Annotated in this window: 13 protein-coding genes; 10 read left to right on the top strand and 3 right to left on the bottom strand. The window is 69.7% G+C overall.

Annotated elements, in window-relative coordinates; all coding sequences use genetic code 11:
- Positions 1-8 precede the first annotated feature (8 nt).
- The 3 genes from L1Z78_RS18415 to L1Z78_RS18405 all read left to right on the top strand — a co-directional run bounded on the left by L1Z78_RS18415 (position 9) and on the right by L1Z78_RS18405 (position 3,696).
- Positions 9-1,382 (top strand): MFS transporter, encoded by a 1,374-nt coding sequence (locus L1Z78_RS18415; protein ID WP_234637821.1) that lies wholly within the window; start codon positions 9-11, stop codon positions 1,380-1,382.
- Positions 1,379-3,160 (top strand): acyl-CoA dehydrogenase, encoded by a 1,782-nt coding sequence (locus L1Z78_RS18410; protein ID WP_234637820.1) that lies wholly within the window; start codon positions 1,379-1,381, stop codon positions 3,158-3,160. The genes L1Z78_RS18415 and L1Z78_RS18410 overlap by 4 nt, the downstream gene beginning before the upstream one ends.
- A gap of 77 nt (positions 3,161-3,237) precedes the next feature.
- Positions 3,238-3,696 carry a MarR family winged helix-turn-helix transcriptional regulator gene (locus tag L1Z78_RS18405; protein ID WP_234637819.1) on the top strand — a complete coding sequence of 153 codons (459 nt, stop codon included), beginning with the start codon at positions 3,238-3,240 and terminating at the stop codon, positions 3,694-3,696.
- A gap of 25 nt (positions 3,697-3,721) precedes the next feature.
- Here L1Z78_RS18405 and L1Z78_RS18400 read toward each other — a convergent pair whose 3' ends face one another.
- Together L1Z78_RS18400 and L1Z78_RS18395 are read right to left on the bottom strand one after the other, a co-directional pair.
- Positions 3,722-4,417, bottom strand: coding sequence for an HAD family hydrolase (locus L1Z78_RS18400; protein WP_234637818.1), 696 nt, complete (start codon positions 4,415-4,417; stop codon positions 3,722-3,724).
- Complete coding sequence (locus L1Z78_RS18395; RefSeq protein ID WP_234637817.1) at positions 4,417-5,013, bottom strand: histidine phosphatase family protein; 597 nt, start codon at positions 5,011-5,013, stop codon at positions 4,417-4,419. Before L1Z78_RS18395 ends, L1Z78_RS18400 begins: the two co-directional genes overlap by 1 nt.
- Positions 5,014-5,215: 202 nt before the next feature.
- Between L1Z78_RS18395 and lgt the strand changes: the two genes are divergently transcribed.
- The 7 genes from lgt to L1Z78_RS18360 all read left to right on the top strand — a co-directional run bounded on the left by lgt (position 5,216) and on the right by L1Z78_RS18360 (position 13,915).
- Complete coding sequence (gene lgt, locus L1Z78_RS18390; RefSeq protein WP_234637816.1) at positions 5,216-6,052, top strand: prolipoprotein diacylglyceryl transferase; 837 nt, start codon at positions 5,216-5,218, stop codon at positions 6,050-6,052.
- 473 nt (positions 6,053-6,525) lie between these two features.
- The gene (locus tag L1Z78_RS18385; RefSeq protein ID WP_234637815.1) at positions 6,526-7,311 is read left to right on the top strand and encodes an enoyl-CoA hydratase/isomerase family protein; all 786 of its coding nucleotides are present in this window, start codon (positions 6,526-6,528) and stop codon (positions 7,309-7,311) included.
- Between the two features lie 16 nt (positions 7,312-7,327).
- The gene (locus tag L1Z78_RS18380; protein WP_234637814.1) at positions 7,328-9,112 is read left to right on the top strand and encodes an acyclic terpene utilization AtuA family protein; all 1,785 of its coding nucleotides are present in this window, start codon (positions 7,328-7,330) and stop codon (positions 9,110-9,112) included.
- The gene (locus tag L1Z78_RS18375) at positions 9,109-9,918 is read left to right on the top strand and encodes a GntR family transcriptional regulator (protein WP_234637813.1); all 810 of its coding nucleotides are present in this window, start codon (positions 9,109-9,111) and stop codon (positions 9,916-9,918) included. Before L1Z78_RS18380 ends, L1Z78_RS18375 begins: the two co-directional genes overlap by 4 nt.
- Positions 9,919-10,085: 167 nt before the next feature.
- Positions 10,086-11,531: a malonyl-CoA decarboxylase gene (locus L1Z78_RS18370; RefSeq protein ID WP_234637812.1), complete on the top strand. Its 1,446-nt coding sequence runs from the start codon at positions 10,086-10,088 to the stop codon at positions 11,529-11,531.
- A gap of 101 nt (positions 11,532-11,632) precedes the next feature.
- Entirely contained in the window at positions 11,633-12,631 is a 999-nt protein-coding gene (locus L1Z78_RS18365; protein ID WP_234637811.1) for a Bug family tripartite tricarboxylate transporter substrate binding protein, read from the top strand.
- A gap of 156 nt (positions 12,632-12,787) precedes the next feature.
- On the top strand, positions 12,788-13,915 hold the full coding sequence (locus L1Z78_RS18360; RefSeq protein WP_234637810.1) for an esterase-like activity of phytase family protein: 1,128 nt from the start codon (positions 12,788-12,790) through the stop codon (positions 13,913-13,915).
- Positions 13,916-13,927: 12 nt separating this feature from the next.
- On the opposite strand, the gene L1Z78_RS18355 is transcribed toward L1Z78_RS18360, so the two are convergent.
- Positions 13,928-14,644 (bottom strand): GntR family transcriptional regulator, encoded by a 717-nt coding sequence (locus L1Z78_RS18355; RefSeq protein ID WP_234637809.1) that lies wholly within the window; start codon positions 14,642-14,644, stop codon positions 13,928-13,930.
- Between the last annotated feature and the right edge of the window lie 25 nt (positions 14,645-14,669).

Genomic DNA, 14,669 nt, shown 5'->3' with positions numbered 1-14,669 from the left:
AGGTCTCCATGAGCCTGCCTTATCCGCCGGGCCGCGTGTCTGCGTCCGTCCCTGCCGAGCCCTCGGGCCTCGGCTATGCCTACTACGTCACCATCATCCTGCTGCTGGCCTATACGCTGTCCTTCGTGGACCGCCAGATCCTGGGCCTGCTGGTGCAGCCCATCAAGAAGGACCTGCAGCTGTCGGACTGGGTGTTCAGCATCGTCCACGGCTTCGCCTTCGCCATCTTCTACACCTTCGTGGGCATCTTCCTGGGCCGCCTGGCCGACCGCTGGAACCGCCGCAACCTCATCGTCATCGGCATGGCGATCTGGGTGCTGGCCACGGCGGCCGGTGGCTATGTCACGGGCTTTGTCTCGCTGTTCGTGGCGCGCATGTTCGTGGGCGTGGGCGAGGCCGCACTGTCGCCGGCCGCCTATTCCATGCTGGCCGACTATTTCCCGCCCGAGCGCCGCGCACGCGCCATGAGCATCTACACCTCGGGCGTATACATCGGCTCGGCCACGGCCTTCATCGTGGGCGGACTGGTCATCCAGGCCACCAGCCAGGCCGGCGAGGTGGTCTTCCCGCTGCTGGGCAGCTTCAAGCCCTGGCAGGCGGCCTTCATCTTCGTGGCCCTGCCAGGCATTCCGCTGGTGGCGCTGATGTACACCGTGCGCGAGCCGTTGCGCCGCGGGCTGCGGGCCGCGTCCGCCAAGGCCGCAGAGGCCATGCCCGCCAGCCCGGCCCCCGATCTGTCCTTTGTGCTGCGCCACAAGCGCGCCTTCCTGCCGCTGCTGCTGGCGCCCGGCATCACGGCCATGGTCACCTTCGGCGTCACGGCATGGCTGCCGGCCACCTTCATCCGCCAATGGGGCTGGACGCCCGGCGAGATCGGCCCGGCCTATGGCGTCATCATCCTGAGCTTCGGCATCGGCGGCATGCTGATCAGCGGCTTCCTGGCCGACCACCTGACGGCGCGCGGCAAGCTCGTGGGCTCGATCGTGATCTCGCTGGCGGCCACCGCCGTGCTGGTGCTCACGGGCCTGGCGCTGGCCTTCGCGCCATCGCCCACGGTGGCCCTGGTCGCCGTGGCCGCGACCACCTTCTTCCTGGGCATGCCGGTGGCGCTGGCGCCGCCCATACTGCAGGCCGTCACGCCCAACCAGCTGCGCGGCCAGGTCACGTCCATCTATCTGCTGCTGATCAACCTGATCGGCCTGGGCCTGGGCCCCTTCCTCGTGGCCTTCTTCACGGACTTCGTCTTCCATGACGAGAAACTCGTGGGCCTGTCGCTGGGCCTGGTCTCGGCACTGGCAGCGCTGCTGTCCGTGCTGTGCCTGGCCAGCGCCATCGGTCCCTATCGGCGGCTGGTCGCCGCCATGCAGGAGGGCCGGGCATGAGTGCGCAGGCATCCCATTACCAGCCCCCGCTGGACGACATCCGCTTCGTGCAGCAGCACTGGCTTGGCGCCGGGGCCGACTGGCAGCGCATGCCGGCCCACGCGGACATGGACCAGGAGACGGCAGACATGGTCGTCGAGGCGGCCGGTCGCTTCTGTGCCGACGTCCTGGCGCCGCTCAACGGCCCGGCCGACCTGCAGGGCTGCCGGCTGGAGCACGGCCGCGTGCGCACGCCCGACGGCTTTGCGGCCGCCTATGCTGCCTTCGTCGAGGCCGGCTGGCCCGCGCTGGCCTGCGCGCCTGAGGCCGGCGGCCAGGGCCTGCCCCAGTTGCTGGACGCCGCGCTGCACGAGATGCTGGCTTCGGCCAATCACGGCTGGACCATGTACCCGGGCATCCTGCACGGCGCCTATGCCTGCCTGCATGCGCACGGGGATGCGCATCTCAAGCAGACCTATCTGCCGCACATCGTCAGCGGCCGCTGGCTGGCCACCATGTGCCTGACCGAACCCCAGGCCGGCTCGGACCTGGGCCTGCTGCGCACCCAGGCGCGGCCTGCGGGCGATGGCAGCTACCGCATCGACGGCAGCAAGATCTTCATCTCGGGCGGCGACCAGGACATGAGCGAGAACATCGTGCACCTGGTGCTGGCGCGCCTGCCCGATGCGCCGCCCGGCACGCGCGGCCTGTCGCTGTTCCTGGCGCCGCGCGGCATCCCGCGGGAGGGCGGCGGCTTCGCGCCCAACGGCATCCACTGCGACGGCATCGAAAGGAAGATGGGCATCAAGGCCAGCGCCACCTGCGCCATGCGCTTCGAGGATGCGCAGGCCTGGCTGGTGGGCCAGCCTCACCAGGGCCTGACGGCCATGTTCGTGATGATGAATTCGGCGCGGCTGCACGTGGGCCTTCAGGGGCTGGGCCATGCCGAGATGGCCTGGCAACTGGCACGCGCCTATGCCGCCGAGCGCCGGCAGATGCGGGCCCAGCCCCGGCCTGCCGGCGCCAGCGGGCCGGCCGATCCCATCGCCCTGCAGCCGGCCGTGCAGCGCATGCTGGCCGACCTGCGCGTGTGGACCGAAGGCATGCGCGCCATCGCAGGCTGGGTGGCCCACCAGCTCGACCTGTCCGAGCACGCCCCCGAGGCGGCCGAGCGCGCCCAGGCGCATGCGCTGGCCTCGCTGCTCACGCCCGTGGTCAAGTCCTTCTTCACCGAGCGGGGCTTCGCGTTGGCCAGCGACGCGTTGCAGGTCTTCGGCGGCTACGGCTATGTGCATGAGTACCGCATCGAGCAGACGCTGCGCGACGCGCGCATCGCCATGGTCTACGAGGGAACGAACCAGATCCAGGCGCTGGACCTGCTCCAGCGCAAGGTGGCCGCCAGCGACGGGGCGGCGCTGGCGCCCTTGCTGCAGGCGCTGCGACAGGAGGCCGATGCCTGCGAGGCGGCGCGCCTGGAGCCCGGCTTCGCCGATGCGCTGCGCGGCTGGAGCGGCCACCTCGATGCACTGACCCGGGACCTGTGCGCCCGCGCCCCCGGAGACGGGCCGCTGCTGGCGCGCTGCGCCGAGGACTATCTGCGCCTGGTCGGCACGCTGTGCATGGCCTTTGCCTGGGCGCGCGCGGCACGCGTGAGCCAGGGGCTGGAGGATGCGGCGCTGCGCGAATCCAAGACCGTGAGCGCACGCTATTTCTTCAGCCACGGATTGCTCGATGCGGAGCATTGGCAGCGCCGCGTGGAGGCCGCGGCCGAGGCCGCGCCGCCCGTGCTCGCCTTATGATCGGACGCCGCACCGGCATGGCGCCGGCGCGGCTCCCGCAACCCAGCTTCCTTTCCTCTCCAGCCAGGCCTGTGCGTATGGACAGCATCCCCGAATCCGCGATCGATCAGTCGCGCCTGCTGCGCTACCTCGGCTACCGGCTCACGCGCACCGAGATCCACATCCACAAGCTGTTCGCGCGGCGCGTGGCCGGCTTCGATCTCAAGCCCAGCGAGTTCTCCATCCTCGTGCTGCTGGACAGCAACCCGGGCATCTACCTGCGCCAGCTGGGCGAGGCGCTGGACATCTCTCCCTCCAACCTGGTGCCGGTGGTCGAACGCCTGGTGCAGCGCGGCCTGATCCTGCGCCAGCCCGATCCGCGTGACCGGCGACTGCAGCAGTTGCATCTCACCGAAGAGGGCCGTGCGCTGCAAGACCTGGCCGGCAGCGAAGTGTCGCGGCTGGAGCAGGAGATGGAGCAGTTGCTGACGCCGGCCGAAAGACGCCATCTGTTCGCTGCGCTGGACAAGCTGTCTTCGGCGCCCCGAGGCGATTGACCGGCCTGCCACACCGGCCCGTGGGTCAGCCGGCGGGTCGGGGCGGCAGGCGCGGCAGGCCGGGAAAAAGCGCCAGCAGATCGTCGAGGCCCATGTGCGCCAGGCTGTCGACCTGTGCCAGCCGCCTGTCGCCCACGTGGCGCCGGGCCAGGGCCTGCAGCTGCGGGCCCACGGCCAGCACATGGCATCCGGCCGCGCGTGCCGACGCCACGCCGGAGGGCGAATCCTCGATGGCCAGGGCGTGGGCGGCAGGCACGCCCAGGCGCTCCAGGGCCAGCAGATAGGGTTGCGGGGCCGGCTTGGGCAGCGAGACGTCTTCGCGCGTGACCATGGCCTGGAAGGGGCAATGGGGCAGGGGATCCAGGGCCGTGCGCACGATGGATGCATAGGACGAGGTGACCAGCGCGCAGCGCAGGCCGTGCAGGCCCTGCGCCCGCAGCAGTCGGGGCACGCCGGGCATCCAGGGCACCTGGCGCGAGAGCGCGGCACGCACGGCTTCGCCCATGCCCTGGCGCAGTTCCTCGACCGTGAAGCGTGCACCGGTCACCTCGGCCATCACCTCGGCGGCCAGCTCCAGGTTGCCGCCCAGCAGCCGTTCGCTGGCCGCGTCGTTCCAGGGCAGGCCGCGCGCCGCGAGAAAGTCGTATTCGCTTTGCCGCCACAGGGCGCCGGTGTCGACCAGCGTGCCATCGAAATCCCACAGCAGCGCCGGCGTGGCCATCACGCGTTCCAGCCCAGCAGCACGGGGCGCTCGCGCTCCCAGCCCAGGCGCGCCACGCCCAGCGTGTCCAGCCTGAACAGGGCTGCCTGCCGAGGCTCCAGGCCCAGCCATCGCGCGGCCATCAGCCGGATCAGATGCGCATGGGCAACCACCAGCACACGGTGCTGCGGCGACTGCAGCAGCTCCTGGAGAAAACCATCGACCCGCAGTGCCATGGTATCCAGCGCTTCGCCATGGGGCACGGGATCGGTCCAGACATGCCAGCCCGGTACACGGGCGCGGATCTCGGCCGTGGTCAGTCCTTCATAGTCGCCGTAGTCGCGCTCGACCAGCCGCCCATCCGTCCCGACGGGGCCCAGCGCCAGAAGTTCGGCCGTCTGGCGGGCGCGTTGCAGGGGGCTGGACACGACGCGCTCGTACGGGCCGTGGGCCGCGAGCCTGGTCCCCAGTGCGCGGGCGCCGGCACGGCCGGCCTCGGTCAGTGCCAGGTCCGTCAGTCCCGCGTGGCGGCCCTGGCGGCTCCATTCGGTTTCGCCATGGCGCACCACCGTCAGCTCAACGGGCCGGTGGAGAGTGGGGGAGGAAGGGGGATGCATGGAGCGGTGCCTTCTTGGCGGTGATGCTGGATGGGCCATGCCCGCGAAAGGCAGATGCTAGCAAGCCGGTCCGCGCATTGCTGCGAAATGTTCTGGCGGGAATTGGTGAGCGGTGCTCACCGAAACGGCGAGCCGGCCCTGGCCTGGCGTCGACCGCGGGCCGAAGCCCTGACAGGCGCCGGCCGTGCTGCGCTGCGGCACAATGCCGACCATGCTGATGTACCCGCAGATCGATCCCGTGGCCCTGCAGATAGGGCCCCTCGCCGTGCACTGGTACGGCCTGACCTATCTGGCCGCCTTCGGCCTGTTCCTGTGGCTGGGCACGCGGCGGCTGCGCCACCCGCCCTTCGTGCGCATGCAGGGCGACCGGGCCTGGAGCCGCAAGGACGTGGAGGACATCCTCTTCCTCGGCGTGCTCGGCGTGGTCGTCGGCGGGCGGCTGGGCTACTGCCTGTTCTACAAGCCGGGCTACTACCTGGGCCATCTGCTGGAGATCTTCTATGTCTGGCAAGGCGGCATGAGCTTTCACGGCGGCCTGGTCGGCGTGATCGCCTCCATGGTCTGGTTCGCGCGCTCGCGTGCCCGCTCCTGGCTGGAAGTGGCCGACTTCGTCGCACCCTGCGTGCCCACGGGGCTGGCGGCCGGGCGCGTCGGCAACTTCATCAATGGCGAGCTGTGGGGCCGTTTCGCCAACCCCGAGCTGCCCTGGGCCATGGTGTTCCCGCAAAGCGGCTCCATGCTGCCGCGCCACCCGTCCCAGGTCTACCAGTTCCTGCTCGAAGGCCTGTTGCTGTTCGTGCTGCTGTGGCTGTATGCGCGCAAGGAGCACAAGCCGGGCCAGGTGGCGGCCGTCTTCCTGATCGGCTATGGCGCGCTGCGCTTCATCGCCGAGTACTTCCGCGAGCCCGATGATTTCCTGGGCCTGCTGTCCCTGGGCATGAGCATGGGCCAGTGGCTGTGCGTGCCCATGGTGATCGGCGGCATCGCCATGTGGCTGTGGGCGGCGAAGCGGCCGGCCTACCCGGGTGGGCCCGCCTGAGCCGGCGCGGCATGCTCGACGACAGCGAAGCGGGCCTCGGGCCCGCTTTTTTGTCGCCGGGCCGCCCCAAGGCAAAAAGCGGCCCCCTCGGGGGGCAGCGGACCTTGCGCAAGCAAGGGGAGCGTGGGGGTCATTTTGTCGCCGGGCCGCCCCAAGGCAAAAAGCGGCCCCCTCGGGGGGCAACGGACCTTGCGCAAGCAAGGAGAGCGTGGGGGTCATTTGTCGCCGGGCCGCCCCAAGGCAAAAAGCGGCCCCTTCGGGGGCAGCGGACCTTGCGCAGCAGGGGGAGCGTGGGGGCGTTTTTCGTGGACGGTTTGCCTTGGCCTGCGCGGTCAATGAGGGATTGACCTAGCAGGGCTGCAGGGGCAGAGCAGCGATATTCAAATAGTTCTATTTATGGGGCTATTTGCAGTGCGGCGTTCGCATGCCGCATTGCCCTGGCTCTCGAACCGCACGGACAAGGAGCCTCTGGCATGAGCCTGACCGATTCAGTCCCCCCTGAGCTTTCCGTTCGCCAGCACGAGGGTGTGCTCTGGCTCACCATCTGCCGCGAGGAGCGCCGCAATGCCATCAGCCCCGGTGTGCTGCAGGGGCTGAGCGAGGCGCTGGCCCGGGCCGGGCGCGACCGCTCGGTGCGCGCCATCGTGCTGACCGGCGCAGGCGACAAGGCCTTTTGCGCGGGGGCCGACCTACAGAGCGGCCAGTCCTTCCAGTTCGACTATTCCGAGCCCACCCAGGGGCTGGCCAATCTGCTGCGTCTGGCGCGGGCCACGCATGTGCCCAAGATCGCACGCGTCAATGGCGCCTGCATGGCCGGTGGCATGGGGCTGCTGGCCCTGTGCGACATGGCGGTGGCCGCGCCGCATGCACGCTTCGGCCTGCCCGAGGTCAAGGTGGGTCTCTTTCCGGCCCAGGTGCTCAGCGTGCTGCAGGACCTGGTGGGGCGGCGCATGCTGACCGAGCTGTGCATCACCGGCGAGCCCATCGATGCCCGCCAGGCCCTGGCCTGCGGCCTGCTCAACCATGTGGACGAGGACCTGGACGCGGGCGTGCAGGCCCTGCTGGACCGCGTGCTGGACAAATCGCCCGCGGCCGTGCGCCGGGGCCTGTACCTGATGGCGCAGATCGACTCCATGTCCTTCGAGCAGTCCATGGCCTTCACCGAAAGCCAGATCGCGCTGTTCGCCCTCACCGAAGATGCCGCGGAAGGCCAGCAGGCCTTCCGCGAAAAGCGCCAGCCGCGCTGGACCGGCCGTTGAACCCCGGGAGTTGCCCATGACGGAGAAAACCATACGCATCGGTGGGGCCTCGGGCTTCTGGGGCGACAGCAGCGTGGGCGCGCCCCAGCTGGTGCGCCAGGGACAAGTGGACTACCTGGTGTTCGACTACCTGGCCGAGCTGACCATGTCCATCCTGGCCGCCGCCCGGCTGCGCAAGCCCGAGGCGGGATATGCCACCGACTTCGTCGGCGTCACGATGAAGGAGTTGCTGCGCGAGATCGCCGTCCAGGGCATCCGCGTGGTGAGCAATGCCGGCGGCATCAACCCGCAGGGCTGCGCCGACGCCATCGCGGCGCTGGCGGCCGAGCAGGGCGTGGACATCCGGATCGCCGTGGTCGAGGGTGACGACGTGATGCCGCTGCTGCCCGCGCTGCGCGAGGCCGGCGTGCGCGACATGCAGAAGGGCCGCGAGCTGCCGGCCCAGGTGCTCAGCGCCAATGCCTACCTGGGCGCGCTGCCCATCCGCCAGGCCCTGGACCAGGGCGCGCAGATCGTCATCACGGGCCGTTGCGTGGACAGCGCCGTCACCTTGGGCGTGCTGATGCACGCGTTCGGCTGGCGCGCCGATGACTACGACCGGCTGGCACAGGGCAGCCTGGCAGGCCACATCATCGAGTGCGGCTGCCAGGCCACGGGCGGCCTGCACACCGACTGGGACCGCGTGCCGGACTGGGCGCAGATCGGCTATCCCGTGGTGGAGTGCCATGCCGATGGCCGCTTCGTCGTCGGCAAGCCCGAGGGCACGGGCGGCCTGGTGAACACCGCCACGGTGGGCGAGCAGGTGCTCTACGAGATCGGCGACCCCGCCGCCTACCTGCTGCCGGACGTCACCTGCGACTTCACGCAGGTGACGCTGCGCCAGCTGGGGCCGGACCGGGTGGAGGTCAGCGGCGCGCGCGGGCGCAGGCCGGGCGGCAGCTACAAGGTCAGCGCCACCTTTGCCGAGGGCTACCGCTGCAATGCCCAGATCACCTTGATCGGCATGGACGCCGCCGCCAAGGCCCGGCGCACGGGCGAGGCCATCGTGGCGCGCACCCGCGCGCTGCTGGCGCAGCAGGGCCTGGGCGATTACAGCCGCACGCACATCGAAGTGCTGGGGGCCGAGAGCTGCTTCGGCCCGCACGCCGCGACAGGGCAGGTGCGCGAGGCCGTGCTGTGGTTGGCCGTGACGCACCCGGACAAGGCGGCACTGGAGCTGTTCGCCCGCGAGCTGGCCGCGGCCGGCACCAGCTGGTCGCCCGGCACCACGGGCGTGGGCGGGCGTCCCAGTCCTTCGCCGTCGATCCGCCAGTACGCCTTCCTGCTCGACAAGTCGGCCCTGGCACCCAGCGTGGTCATGGAGGGCGTGCGCAGCCGGGTGGAGATTCCGCTGGGCGGGGAGGCGCCGGCCCCTGCCATGGACAGCGCCGCGGCCACGGACCCGCCGCCCGCGCAGCCCGGCGCGGACACGGTCGAGGTCCCTCTGATCCGTCTGGCCTATGGCCGCAGCGGCGACAAGGGCGACATCTCCAACATCGGCCTGATCGCCCGCCGCCCGCAGTACCTGCCCGTGCTGCGCAGGGAGGTGACGCCCCGGCGCGTGGCGCAGTGGCTGGCCCATCTGGTGCAGGGGCCGGTGACGCGCTATGAGCTGCCCGGCTTCGAGGCGCTGAACTTCGTCTGCGAATCGGCGCTCGATGGTGGCGGCATGGCGTCGCTGCGCAACGATGCGCTGGGCAAGGGCATGGCGCAGATCCTGCTGAGCATGCCGGTACGCGTTCCCACGCAGGTGCTGGCATGACAAGGCAGTCCATGCAGAATGCGGCCGGCGGCGACCTGCCCGATGACGGTGCGGAAGGCGTCACGCGCTATCGCCAGCTGGCCAGCGTGCTGCGGCACAAGATCTTCTCGGGGGAGTTCCCGCTGGGGCACCAGTTGCCCACCGTGGAAAGCCTGGCCCGCAGCTTCGGCATCGCCAGGGTCACGGTGCGCCAGGCTTTCGCCCTGCTGGTCGAGGAGGGCCTGATCAGCAGCCAGCGCGGGCGTGGCACCCATGTGATCCAGAGCTCGCCGGTGCCGGACGAGCGCCTGCGCGCGGCGATCAACGATGCTTCGGTCGATGCCCCCGGCCTGGAAATCCAGGTCCTGGACAAGCGCAGGGCCCGGAGCCTGCCTGCCGCGCTGGCATGGCGTGGCCAGCCGCAGGAGCGCTATGTGCTGTTGCGCAAGCTGCACCTGCATGACGGCCAGCCCTTTTGCCTGATCGACATGTATGTGTGCGAGCCGGTGTTCGACCGCTTCGCGCCGGGCAGCGAGAAGACCCGCAAGCTGCTGCACCTGTTGCGCGAGGTGCAGGGCGAGCGCCTGGGCGTCATCCACCAGACCCTGACCGTCGAGCCGGCCGACTTCGAGCTGTCGCGCAGCCTGGCCTACGCCTTCGGCTCGCCCATCGCCAGGATGGTCCGCACCGTCACGGATGTGGATGGAGGCGTGCTGATGGCGGGCATGTTCTGGTACCGAGGGGACCGGTTCATCCTGGATGTGGAGATGCCGGTGCGGCTGGCCGAGCGCTATCCCGCGCTGGCCATTCCCGACAGCCGGCGCTGAGCACGGAGGCGGCAGCCTCGGTTTCGGGATACTACGAAGACAAGAACGCGACATTGGCGTACACCGCGCCGCGCGCAGGCTCTCATAATGTGAGCAGCAAGGAATTGTCATTGGCCCGCGTTGGGGCATGACAGTTCCGTGACCGCTTGACATGGAGGAACGTCTGAATGGGTCTGGCTACCGACTGGATTGCCCGCAATGTGTCCCGCTTTCGCAGCACCGATGCCGCGGCGGCGGCGGCCAAGGAGGGGGGCGATGGCGCCGGGGCGCCCGCGCCCCGCAGCATGGCCCAGCGCCTGCAGGCCACCCTGCGGCGCGGCCAGGAGGTGCTGTCCCCGCGCGAGCTGCGCAAGCTCATGGAGGACCTGCAGGCCGCCGCCGACGCATCGCTCAGCGATGTGGAGGGCGGGCGCCATGCGCAGCAGCTGATGGACTGGCATGGCCAGGCCGAGCCGCCGGCGCGCAAGGACTTCTGGGCGCTGATCGTCGAGCAGTTCGGCCCCGACACCGAGGCCCTGATGGCCGCCCGCAAGCGCTATGACGCCGCGGCCAGCGACGCCGAGCGCGGCCAGGCCGAGATGGACCTGCGCCGTGCGCTGATGTCGCCGCGCACGCGGCTGCTGCAGCGCTTTGCCCAGCCCCAGGGCGGCATGGGTTTTCTCGTGGACCTGCGCGCCGAGCTGCTGGCCCTGCCCAAGGCCGAGCAGCAGCGCTTCTCCGCGCTGGACGCGGAGCTGGAGCACCTGTTTTCCACCTGGTTCGACGTGGCGCTGCTGGAGCTGCGCCGCCTGAGCTGGGACTCGCCCGCTTCCCTGATCGAGAAGCTGATCCAGTACGAGGCCGTGCACGACATCCGCAGCTGGGCCGACCTCAAGAACCGGCTGGACAGCGACCGGCGCTGCTACGGGTTCTTCCACCCGCGCATGCCCAATGTGCCGCTGATCTTCGTGGAAGTGGCCCTGGTGGACAGGATGTCCGACAGCATTGCGCCCCTGCTGGACGAGACGGCGGCCGCTTCCGACCTGGGCCGCGCCACCACGGCCATCTTCTATTCCATCAGCAACACCCAGACCGGGCTGCGCGGCGTGAGCTTCGGCGACTCGCTGATCAAGCATGTGGTGGAGACGCTCACGGGCGAATTCCCGCGCCTGCGCCATTTCGCCACGCTGTCGCCCATCCCGGGCCTGCGCGCCTGGATCGCCAGGCATGGCGACGCCGTCCTGGAGAAGATGGACGAGCGCCAGCGCAAGGCGCTGGCGCAGAAGGCCGGTGGCGCGGGAGCCGAGCATCTGCTGGCCGCCCTCGATGCGCCACAGGAGCTCAAGCCGGATGCGCCCGTGCGCCGGGCGCTGCTGTTTTGCGCGGCCCACTACCTGGGGCGCGAGACTGCCAAGGGCCGGCCGCTGGACCCGGTGGCACGCTTTCACCTGGGCAATGGCGCGCGCGTGGAGCGGCTGAACTGGGCGGCCGACCTGTCGGCCAAGGGACTCAAGCAATCGCTGGGGCTGATGGTCAACTACCTGTACGACCTCAAGCGTCTGGACAAGCATCGCGGCCTGCTGGCGCAGGGCCGCATACCGGTGTCCTCGGACATCGAAGCCCTGTGCAAGTGAACAAGGGCACGGCCTGCGCCGTGCCTTTTTTTGCGTTCCGCACGGGGACTGCCGCGCCTGACAACGAAGACAGCCTCGCAGAGGCGACAAGGAGACAAGTCATGCAAGCTTTGCACCCCACGGGGCGGCGCGCGGTGCTGCGCGCGGCCGGGGCATCGATGGCCGCGCTGGCCCTGCCCATGGCGGCCCGCGCCGCGACGGACTGGCCGTCCAAGCCCGTGAACCTGGTCGTGCCGTTTCCGGCCGGCGGCGGCACCGATGCCTTCGCGCGGCCGTTCTCGGCCCAGTTCGCCAAGAGCGCGGGCAAGACCCTGGTGATCGACAACCGCGGCGGCGCGGGCGGCACGCTGGGCGCCAGCTATGCGGCCAAGCTGGCGCCGGATGGCTACAACTTCTTCATGGGCGGCACCCACCATGTGATCGCGCCGTCCATGTACCCGCGCCTGGACTATGACCTGGAGCGCGACTTCATCCCCCTGGCCCTGCTGGCCAGCGTGCCCCAGGTGGTGGTGGTCAACCCGCGCAACGTGCCGCACAAGACCGTCCAGGAACTGCTGGCCGACCTGCGCCGGCGACCGGGCAAGCTCAACTACGCCTCGGCGGGGGCAGGCACCTCCCATCACCTGGCCGGGGAGCTGTTCAAGCTGCAGAGCAATACCTTCATCACCCACATTCCCTACCGGGGCGCGGGCCCGGCGCTGCAGGACCTGATCGCTGGCAACGTGGACATGATGTTCGACGGCCTGGGCTCGTCTGCGCAGCACATCAAGAGCGGGCGCATCAAGGCGCTGATGGTCTCGGGCGATCGGCGCAACCCGGCCTTTCCGGACGTGCCCTGCGCGGCCGAGTCCGGCCTGCCCGACTACACGGTCACGACCTGGTACGGCCTGTGGGCGCCCAAGGGCACGCCTGCGACCGTGCAGGCCCAGCTCATCGAGCAGGTGCAGCGCATCGGCACGGCCGAGGACATCAAGTCCACCTGGGCGCGCAATGGCGCCGAATATGGCGGCATGAACCAGCAGCAGTTCGCGGCCATGGTGCACTCCGAGATCGCGCGCTGGGCCCAGGTGGTCAAGGCCTCGGGCGCCAAGCTCGAATAGTGTGTCGCAGGCCATGGCCTGACCCTTCGTGCGTCTGCATGTCACGGCCCCGTCATGGCCGTCGGCTATGGTCTTCCCCTTCTGGAATACACCCTGGGAGGGGCCATGCACGAGGCAGAGACGACAGTAACGACGACAACGACGACACCGCGCCGCATGCCGGCCATGCTCCTGGCGCTGGCCCTGGCGGCCGGGTCCGGCATGGGCCTGGCGGGCTGCGGCGGCAGCGACGACCGTCCCGAGACCATCGGATCGCTGCGCCTGATCGGCGACTACGCGATCAAGACCAGGACCTTGTTCGACGGCGTCGAGTTCGGCGGGATCTCCGGACTGGACCGCGCCAGCGACGGCAGCTACTGGGCCATCTCGGACGACCGGGGCGGCGAGCGTGGCACCCCGCGCTTCTACAACCTGGGCATACAGCTCGACGACAAGGCCATACAGGCCGTGACCATCCGCAAGATGGTCTATCTCAAGGGCCGCGACGGCCAGCCGCTGCCCTCCAACCGGCGCACCGTGGACCCCGAGGGCATCCGCGTGGCGCCCAATGGCAATCTCTACGTGTCCAGCGAGGGCAACTTCAGCACCGACGCCGCCAGCCTGTTCCAGCCCTTCGTGCGCGAGGTCAAGGTCGATGGCAGCTTCGTGCGCGACTTCGAGACGCCCGCTGCCTTCAACTACGTGGACAACGCCACCACCGGCGGACGCAGCAACAAGCTGTTCGAGGCCCTGGCCGTCACGCCCGACGGCAGCGTGTTCACGGCCAACGAGGATGCCCTGGTGGAGGATGGCCCCATCACCACGCTGGCCGCAGGCAGCGTTGTCCGCGTCGTCAGGCTGGACCCGTCCACGGGCAAGGCTGGCGCGCAGTATGCCTACCCGTTGCCGAAGATTCCGCTGGACAAGGCCGCAACGGGCAGTTTTCCGCCCGACAACGGCCTGCCCGAACTGCTGGCCGTCTCCAACAACGAGTTCATCGCCATCGAGCGCGCCTTCGCCGACGGCGTGGGCAACACCATCCGCCTGACGCGCGCCACCATCGAGCCGGACACCACCGACGTGCGCGCCGTCAGGAGCCTGGTCGGCGCCAGCTACAAGCCCATGAAGCGCGAGCTGCTGCTGGAGATGCCCGTGACCTACCAGGGCATCAAGCTGGACAACATCGAGGGCATCTCCTGGGGGCCGCGCCTGGCCAACGGCAACCGCACCCTGGTGCTGGTGGCCGACAACAATTTCGCCGACAACCAGGTGACGCAGTTCCTGGCCTTCGAAGTCCGTCCCTGAGCGGGGCCGGGACTATCTCGGCTTGCGCGGGCGCCCGTAGCCGGCCTGCGCGGGCGCGCCCAGCACCATGTCGGTGAAGGCGCTGCCGCCCGCGCAGATGTGCTGGCGCATGGCCTCGGCCGCGATCTCGGCCTGGCCCGCGCAGATGGCGGCGACCACGGCCTCGTGCTCCTGCTGCGAGCGCGCCAGCCGCCCGGGCTTCTCGAACATGCGCCCCCGGTAGGGCGTGATGCGCAGCCGCAGCAGCCGGGTCTGCTCCACGATGAAGTCGTTGCCGCTGGCCTCGTATATCAGTTCGTGCAGCTGCATGTTGGCCTGCACATAGCCTTCGGCGTCCTCGGCCTCGGCGCATGTGGCCGTGCGAGCCAGGGCCGCCTGCAGCCGCTCGCGCAACTGCACATGGATGCGCGTGGCGGCCAGCCGTGCCAGCACGCCTTCCAGCTCGGCCAGCCCCTCCATCATGGCCACCAACTCGCGTGCATCCAGGCGCCGCACATAGATGCCCGAGCGCGGAACGATCTCCACCAGCCCCTTGGCCACCAGCAGCAGCAAGGCTTCGCGCACGGGTGTGCGCGAGGCGCCGAAGCGTTCGCACAGGGCCGGCTCGTCGATGGCATCGCCGGGCCGCATCACGCCGGAACGCAGCTCGTCTTCCAGCGATTGCCGTATACGCTCCTGCAGGCTGGGCGTGGCCGGGGTTTTCTCCAATGGCTGCTTGGCTGGAAGCATCTTCTAATTCAAATATATCTGATTG

The organism is Delftia tsuruhatensis (assembly GCF_903815225.1).
Classification (GTDB): domain Bacteria; phylum Pseudomonadota; class Gammaproteobacteria; order Burkholderiales; family Burkholderiaceae_C; genus Comamonas; species Comamonas tsuruhatensis_A.
Note: the sequence above shows the minus strand (reverse complement) of the source record. Positions and strands in the feature narration are given on the sequence as shown.

What these genes read in the sequence shown, in the direction of transcription:
- L1Z78_RS18360 (WP_234637810.1), top strand. Translation starts at nt 12,788, where the DNA reads ATGCCGGCCATGCTCCTGGCGCTGGCCCTGGCGGCCGGGTCCGGCATG.
- L1Z78_RS18385 (WP_234637815.1), top strand. Translation starts at nt 6,526, where the DNA reads ATGAGCCTGACCGATTCAGTCCCCCCTGAGCTTTCCGTTCGCCAGCAC.
- L1Z78_RS18415 (WP_234637821.1), top strand. Translation starts at nt 9, where the DNA reads ATGAGCCTGCCTTATCCGCCGGGCCGCGTGTCTGCGTCCGTCCCTGCC.
- lgt (WP_234637816.1), top strand. Translation starts at nt 5,216, where the DNA reads ATGCCGACCATGCTGATGTACCCGCAGATCGATCCCGTGGCCCTGCAG.
- L1Z78_RS18355 (WP_234637809.1), bottom strand. Translation starts at nt 14,644, where the DNA reads ATGCTTCCAGCCAAGCAGCCATTGGAGAAAACCCCGGCCACGCCCAGC.
- L1Z78_RS18410 (WP_234637820.1), top strand. Translation starts at nt 1,379, where the DNA reads ATGAGTGCGCAGGCATCCCATTACCAGCCCCCGCTGGACGACATCCGC.
- L1Z78_RS18405 (WP_234637819.1), top strand. Translation starts at nt 3,238, where the DNA reads ATGGACAGCATCCCCGAATCCGCGATCGATCAGTCGCGCCTGCTGCGC.
- L1Z78_RS18400 (WP_234637818.1), bottom strand. Translation starts at nt 4,417, where the DNA reads ATGGCCACGCCGGCGCTGCTGTGGGATTTCGATGGCACGCTGGTCGAC.
- L1Z78_RS18365 (WP_234637811.1), top strand. Translation starts at nt 11,633, where the DNA reads ATGCAAGCTTTGCACCCCACGGGGCGGCGCGCGGTGCTGCGCGCGGCC.
- L1Z78_RS18370 (WP_234637812.1), top strand. Translation starts at nt 10,086, where the DNA reads ATGGGTCTGGCTACCGACTGGATTGCCCGCAATGTGTCCCGCTTTCGC.
- L1Z78_RS18395 (WP_234637817.1), bottom strand. Translation starts at nt 5,013, where the DNA reads ATGCATCCCCCTTCCTCCCCCACTCTCCACCGGCCCGTTGAGCTGACG.
- L1Z78_RS18375 (WP_234637813.1), top strand. Translation starts at nt 9,109, where the DNA reads ATGACAAGGCAGTCCATGCAGAATGCGGCCGGCGGCGACCTGCCCGAT.
- L1Z78_RS18380 (WP_234637814.1), top strand. Translation starts at nt 7,328, where the DNA reads ATGACGGAGAAAACCATACGCATCGGTGGGGCCTCGGGCTTCTGGGGC.